The organism is Microbacterium sp., from assembly GCF_011620665.1.
Classification (GTDB): domain Bacteria; phylum Actinomycetota; class Actinomycetes; order Actinomycetales; family Microbacteriaceae; genus Microbacterium.
This window is the reverse complement of record NZ_WOYQ01000021.1, coordinates 85,064-91,842: the sequence shown is the minus strand read 5'-3', so window position 1 is coordinate 91,842 and position 6,779 is coordinate 85,064. Positions and strand designations below refer to the sequence as shown.

Below are 6,779 nucleotides of genomic sequence, written 5' to 3'. Positions count from 1 at the left end.
CCTCGAACGCCTTCATGAAGAAGTTCGGGGTCAGGCACGCCAGGAACAGCCACTGCCCATCGGCGCAGCGGTAGGGGCGATAGAACGGGATGGGTCCTCCGGGACCGCCCGGCTGATGGGTGCGCGGCGTGCCGGGTGCGTGGACCATCGCAGCCGCCGCGCCTTCGGTCATGCCGTGCATTCCTGCGACGGTGATCAGCTGCCCGGTGCCCGACCGCTGACGCTCCACCAGTGCCGCCACGAGCACGGTCGCGGCCCAGATGCCCTGCACGTACAGGAGGTGCGGGTAGACCAGTTCAACCGGGACGTCGTCGGCAGAACCCTGAGAGTACGCGGTCCCGGCGGTGGCCGACAGCAGCCCGTGCGACTCCGCGCCCCCTGCCCACGGCGTGCTGCCGTCGATGTCGAGGTAGGGCGGCATGACGAGGATCTCGAGCGCCGGGAACATCTCGGTGAGCGTGCGCTGATCCCACGCGGTGCCCGCGACGGGCAGCCGGGACACGAGTAGGGCGTCCGTGGCGGGCAGGCGGTCGGCGAGCCAGCGCCGCCCCGCATCGGAGGAGAGGTCCAGCGTGACTCGGGTCTTCCCGCGGTCCCACACTGCCTGACCGTCGGCGGCGTCGGCGACCGGGTCAGCTGTGACCAGGTCGACCGTGAGCACCTCGGCGCCGTGATCGGCCAGGAGCATCCCCGCGAACGGCCCCGCGATCCCGGTCGTGAGCTCCAGTATCCGCACACCGTCGAGTGCACCGTGACCGTCCATGCTTCCCCTCTCGTCTTCGAGAATGTCGCGTGCCTGCGACGGTCGCGGCCGGTGCGTGCGTCTCCGGGGTCCGCGACCCCTCTCTGCACCGGGCCGGTCGTCGCTCAGGGTGAGCATACAGCGGGCGGCCGTGGGATGACCTCAATGCCCACTTCGTGGGCGATGCGAGCACGTACGGTGATGACCACACCTACTGCTCATGGAAGGAAGACTGATGGCGCTTCGCTCGACGAGTTTGGGCCTCGCCGACGTGATCTTCGGAGCGGTGCTCACGACGTCGGCTGTGACATCCTGCACTCCGGCGGACGAGCCACCACCCGTTTCTCCCTCCGACGAAAGCGAGAGCGCCATGACGTATCCCGAGATTCGCGCCGCCCTCTCTGCTGCAGAGTCCCGAGTCGTCGATACCGGCGTCCTCGCGAGTCAGTCCGGCGCATCACGTGTGCTGACCGTCGGCGTCGTCGTCACCGGAGGCGAGCCGATCTCGACCGAATCGCTGTCGGCGATGCTCGTACGACGGCACGCTGACGCTCATGCGCGGCGACCTCGAGAAACTGTGAGCAAGGACTCCGCGCCGCACGGGTGGTGAGGTCGTGCGCGTGCACCGTGTCGACGCAATCGTCGAGGTCTCGCGCTTCGTTTCCTCCACACCCGCCGTGACCTGAGGACACTTACGATAGAGGGCCATGCCTTCCCCCGAACCCGTGATCTCATACCCGCCGGAGCTGCCGGTCAGCGCCGCACGTGACGAGATAGCACGAGCGATCGCCGACCACCAGGTCGTCATCGTGGCGGGGGCGACCGGCTCCGGCAAGACCACGCAGCTGCCCAAAATCTGCCTCGAGCTCGGGCGCACCTCCATCGCGCACACTCAACCGCGCCGCATCGCGGCGCGCACGATAGCCGAGCGCATCGCGTTCGAGATGCAGGTGCCGCTCGGAGGTGCGGTCGGCTACAAGGTCCGCTTCACCGACCAGGTCTCCGCCGATACGAGGGTCGCGCTCATCACCGACGGCATCCTGCTCAATGAGATCCATCGCGACCGCCTGCTCCGCCGCTACGACACGATCATCATCGACGAAGCGCACGAGCGGTCCCTCAACATCGATTTCCTGCTCGGGTACCTCACGCGCATCCTGCCCGAACGCCCCGATCTGAAGGTCATCGTGACCTCGGCCACGATCGACCCGGAGAGCTTCGCGCGGCACTTCTCGGCGGGGGGCGCCCGCGAGGTGCCGATCATCGAGGTGTCCGGCCGCACGTTCCCGGTCGAGATCAGGTACCGGCCCGCGTCCGGGGCCGATGACGACGTGGACGCGCTCACGGGCGCGCTCCGCGAGCTCGACGGGGAGTCCGCCGGCGACGTGCTGGTCTTCCTGCCGGGCGAAGCCGAAATCCGGGATGCGATGGATGCCGTCCGCGGCATGTACGCTCACGACGCTCGATCGACGGAGGTGCTGCCGCTCTACGGCCGACTGTCCTCCGCGGATCAGCATCGGGTCTTCGAAGCCTCGTCGATCGCCGGTGTGCGGCGGCGCGTCATCCTTGCGACGAATGTGGCCGAGACAAGCCTCACTGTGCCCGGCATCCGCTACGTCATCGATGCCGGCACTGCACGCATTTCTCGCTACAGCCCGCGCTCCAAAGTGCAACGTCTTCCGATCGAAGCGATCTCGCAAGCCTCCGCCCAGCAGCGCGCGGGTCGTGCGGGACGGACCTCCGCGGGCATCGCGATCCGGCTCTATGCCGAAGACGACTTCGCCGCCCGTCCGGAATTCACCGAACCCGAGATCCTGCGCACCTCGCTCGCGTCGGTGATCCTGCAGATGCTCGCACTCGGGTTCGGCGACATCTCGGAGTTCCCCTTCCTCACTCCCCCGGATTCGCGAGGGGTGAAAGCCGCCCTCGATCTGCTGACCGAACTCCGCGCCATCGAGACCGGGCGCGGCACGCCGAAGCTCACGCGGTGGGGGCGCGAGATCGCCCGCCTGCCGATCGATCCGCGTTTCGCCCGGATGCTGCAGGAGGCGCGGCGGCTCGGGGTCACCCGTGACGTACTCGCGATCGTCGCCGGACTGTCGATTCAGGATGTGCGTGAGCGGCCCTCCGCCGAGGACGGCGGGACCCAGCGCGAGCAGGCCGACCGAATGCACGCCCGATTCGTCGACCCGACGAGTGACTTCCTCACGCTCCTGAATCTGTGGAACCACCTTCAGGAGAAGCAGCGCGAACTCGGGTCGAGCGCATTCCGGCGCCTCTGCCGCAGCGAGTTCCTCAACTATGTGCGGGTGCGGGAATGGTTCGACGTCCACCGCCAGCTGCGTCAGCTCAGCCGCGACACCTCGGGGGACTGGAGGCTGAGCGGCGAGCCCGCGACCGCGATCGAGCCGGGCGCCGACGCGGGGTCGGCCGACCCAGCGCTCATTCACCGCGCGATCCTGTCTGGTCTGCTTTCGCACATCGGCATTCTCGACACCCGTTCCGTCCAGCGCGCCGATGCGAAGCGGCGCCCCGTCGCGCAGTACCGTGGGGCCCGCGGCGCGAGCTTCGCGATCTTCCCGGGGTCGGGCCTGCGCAAAGCCGCGCCCGATGCCGTCATGGCCGCGGAGCTGGTCGAGACATCACGGCTGTACGCGCGGACGGTCGCCGCAATCGACCCCGCCTGGGCCGAAGAACTCGCCGGCGACATGGCGCACCGCGCGATCACGGACCCGCACTGGTCGAAGGATGCCGGTGCCGCCGTCGCCGCCGAGAAGGTGACGCTGTTCGGGGTCGAGATCATCCCCCGGCGTCGCGTGCAGCTGGCACGCCTCGACTCCGGACTCGCAAGGGAACTCTTCATCCGCCACGCGCTCGTCGAGAGCGAGTGGAACACGCACCACATCGACAAGAGATTGACGGCGTTCGAGCGGCGCAATCACGAACTGCGGGTCCGACTCGAGAAGATCGAGGAGCGCGAGCGGCGCCGCGACATCCTCGTCGGCGACGAGGCCGTGTTCACCTTCTACGACGCCCGCATCCCCCGGGACGTCTACGACGTTCGATCCTTCGAGACATGGTGGCGCGAAGCCTCCGCTCGCACTCCGCGCCTGCTCGAGATGAGCGAAGGGGACCTTGTCGATGACGCCTCCCGCTCCGACGAGCGCGACTTTCCGACCCGATGGCAGCAGGGCGACCAGACCCTCTCTCTCGCGTATCGCTTCGAGCCGGGCGCCGACGACGACGGAGTCAGCGTCGTCGTGCCGGTGGCCCTGCTGGCGCAGCTGCGCGAGGACGGCTTCGATTGGCAGGTGCCGGGCCTCCGCGGCGAGCTCATCGCGGCGTTGCTGCGGGCGTTGCCGAAGGCGATCCGGCGGCACGTGGTGCCGGCCGCCGATTGGGCGGCGACGCTCGGCGACGAACTGGTCGGCGCCGGCCCCGAGTCGCATGGCGGCGTGCCGCCGCTGTCACTGCGAGCGGCGCTGGCGGCCCGCATCCAGCGCCTGGCGAACCAGCCGGTCACTCCGGGGGACTTCGACCTCTCCCGGGTGCCCGCGCACCTGACGATGGGCTTTCGCGCGGTCGACCAGCGCGGCCGGACGATCGGCAGCGGCCACGACCTGGCCGAATTGCAGGCTCGCTTGGCCACGCGGGCGCGAGAGTCCGTTGCGCGCTCGCTCGCCGCACCGACGACCACGACCGCCACCGGCACCGGCGCGATCCCGGCCCCGCGTGCGCCGCGCACGGCCGCCGCCGTGACCGAGCGCTCCGGCCTCGTGACGTGGGATGTCGGTGTGCTCGCCGAGGTCGTCGACTCCCGCGTCGCCGGCGGCATCGTGCGCGGGTTTCCCGCGCTCGTCGACGAGAAGGACAGCGTCGCCTTGCGCATCGAGGCGACGCCCGAACGCGCCGCGCGCCTCACCCGGGCCGGGGTCCGGCGACTCCTGCTCCTCGCCGTCCCGTCACCCAGCGCATACGTGCTCGAGCACCTCACGGCGGCCGAGAAACTCGTCCTCGCGACCTCGCCGTATCCGTCGGCGAAGTCCCTCATCGAGGATGCCCGTGTGGCCGTCGCCGACGCCGTGCTCGATCGCACTGTGGCCGCTCCACGTACCCCCGAGCAGTTCGAGACGGTGCGGGATGTGTTCTCCGGCGGCATCGTCGATGAGCTCTTCCAGGCGGTGTCGCTGACCGCTCGCATCCTCACTCTGCAGCGCGACATCGATCGGGCCGTCCGGGCGCAGAACTCCATGACACTGCTGACGGCGCTCGGCGACGCGAAGGCGCACGTGGCAGGGCTCATCTTCCCAGGATTCGTCTCGCAGACCGGCCTCGCCCGCCTCGCGCACCTCCCCCGCTACCTGCAGGGCACCCTGCTGAGGGTGCAGGGGCTCGCCGACAACCCCGGTCGGGACCGGCAGCGGATGACCGAGTTCGAGCGCGCGAGCGCAGCCTACGCCGAGGTCGGCGGCACGATACCGCTGCCCCCAGACGCTGCCGACACTCTGGTCCGCGGTCGCTGGATGCTCGAAGAACTGCGGGTGAGCATCTTCGCCCAGCAGCTCGGCACGGCCGAGCCCGTGTCGCTCCAGCGGGTGGCAAAGGCCCTCGCCGCAGGGTGACCGCTGCGGCGGCGCGCGATCAGCTCGCGCGGAGAAGATCGCGGTAGAACCCGATCCCCCGCAGCCAGACGTCGACCCGGATGCGCTCGTTGTGCGAGTGAAGCGCGTCCCGCTCGGCCCGCGTCAGATGGAAGGGCGTGAACCGGTAGACGTGGCCGCAGATCGGCGTGAACCAGCGGCTGTCGCTCGCGCCCAGTTGGATGTACGGCGTCGTGACGATCTCGTCGCCGAGCGCCGAGGAAACGGCTGTCGCGATGCGGCGCCACGGCTCGCCTTGCCAGGGCGAGACGGGCGAGGGGTCCGAACCATGGCGAACCGCCACCTCCACGGTCGGGTCGGCGACGGCGCGACGCACGTGAGCGACCGCGGAGGCGACGGTGTCGCCGGTGAGCAGCCGGATGTTGATCGACGCACGCGCGCGTGTCGCCAGAACGTTCTCACCCGCGGCTCCGGAGAGCTCCGTCACGACGGCCGTCGTGCGCACGAGCGCGTTGAGCTCGGGGCCGAGCCGCGGGAAGACGGCAGCCAGCAGCGGCGCGGTGAGACCCAGGTTGCCGAACACCCAGCGCAGCGGCTGCGGCGCGTGCGGAGCGAGCGTCGCGAAGAGCGCGCGCACGGGGGGCGCGATGCGCGTGGGGAACGGATGCCGGTGCACTCGGTCGATCGCCCGCGCGAGCCGCACGGTCGCCGGCATCGCGGGCGGCGTCGAGGCGTGCCCCCCGGCCTCCCGCGCCGTGAGGTGCACCGTCATGACGCCCCGCTCTGCGACGCCGACCATCGCGGTGGGCACCGCGACGCCCGGCACGACACCGTCCACGACGGCGCCGCCTTCGTCGAGGACCAGACCCGGTCGGATTCCGCGGGACCGCAGCACGCGGACGATCTCCTGAGCGCCGTCACCGGCGGTCTCCTCGTTGTGCCCGAACGAGAGATAGACGTCGCGTGCCGGTGAGTGTCCATCGATGACGAGCTGCTCGACCGCTTCGAGGATGGCCACCAGCGATCCCTTGTCATCGATCGCGCCGCGCGCGTGGATTTCGGCATCCTCCCCCGCGCCGACCACGTCGGCGGCGAAAGGCAGACGGGTCCACTCCGCCTCGACCACCGGGACGACATCCAGGTGCGCCATCAGCACGAGCGGGTCGGCGGCTGCCGTTCCGCGCCAGCGGTAGAGCAGCGAGTGTCCGGCGATGACCTCGCGCTCGAGCACGTCGTGCGTGCGCGGGTACAGCCGTACCAGCGCGGCGAGGAACAGGTCGAACGGCGCCCAGTCGATCGCGGCCTCATCGGCATGGGAGACCGTGGGAATGCGCAGCAACTCGCGAAAGCGCTCGAGCGCGGCCGGAGCGGCGTCGGGCGATGCGTCTTCGGTCACCGTTCGAGCCTACGCGGCGCGTCGCCGGTCCGCAGCGGCC

Annotated in this window: 4 protein-coding genes; 2 read left to right on the top strand and 2 right to left on the bottom strand. The window is 70.1% G+C overall.

Annotated features, from left to right (window positions below):
- On the bottom strand, window positions 1–763 hold a 763-nt coding region (locus tag QZV81_RS03285; protein WP_292832445.1), incomplete at its 3' end, for a CoA transferase.
- A 214-nt stretch (window positions 764–977) separates the two neighbouring features.
- Between QZV81_RS03285 and QZV81_RS03280 the strand changes: the two genes are divergently transcribed.
- The gene (locus tag QZV81_RS03280; protein ID WP_292832442.1) at window positions 978–1,352 is read left to right on the top strand and encodes a hypothetical protein; all 375 of its coding nucleotides are present in this window, start codon (window positions 978–980) and stop codon (window positions 1,350–1,352) included.
- A gap of 97 nt (window positions 1,353–1,449) precedes the next feature.
- Window positions 1,450–5,364, top strand: a complete 3,915-nt coding sequence (hrpA, locus tag QZV81_RS03275) for an ATP-dependent RNA helicase HrpA (protein WP_292832440.1) — start codon at window positions 1,450–1,452, stop codon at window positions 5,362–5,364.
- Window positions 5,365–5,383: 19 nt separating this feature from the next.
- Here hrpA and QZV81_RS03270 read toward each other — a convergent pair whose 3' ends face one another.
- The gene (locus QZV81_RS03270) at window positions 5,384–6,739 is read right to left on the bottom strand and encodes a M20/M25/M40 family metallo-hydrolase (RefSeq protein WP_292832438.1); all 1,356 of its coding nucleotides are present in this window, start codon (window positions 6,737–6,739) and stop codon (window positions 5,384–5,386) included.
- Between the last annotated feature and the right edge of the window lie 40 nt (window positions 6,740–6,779).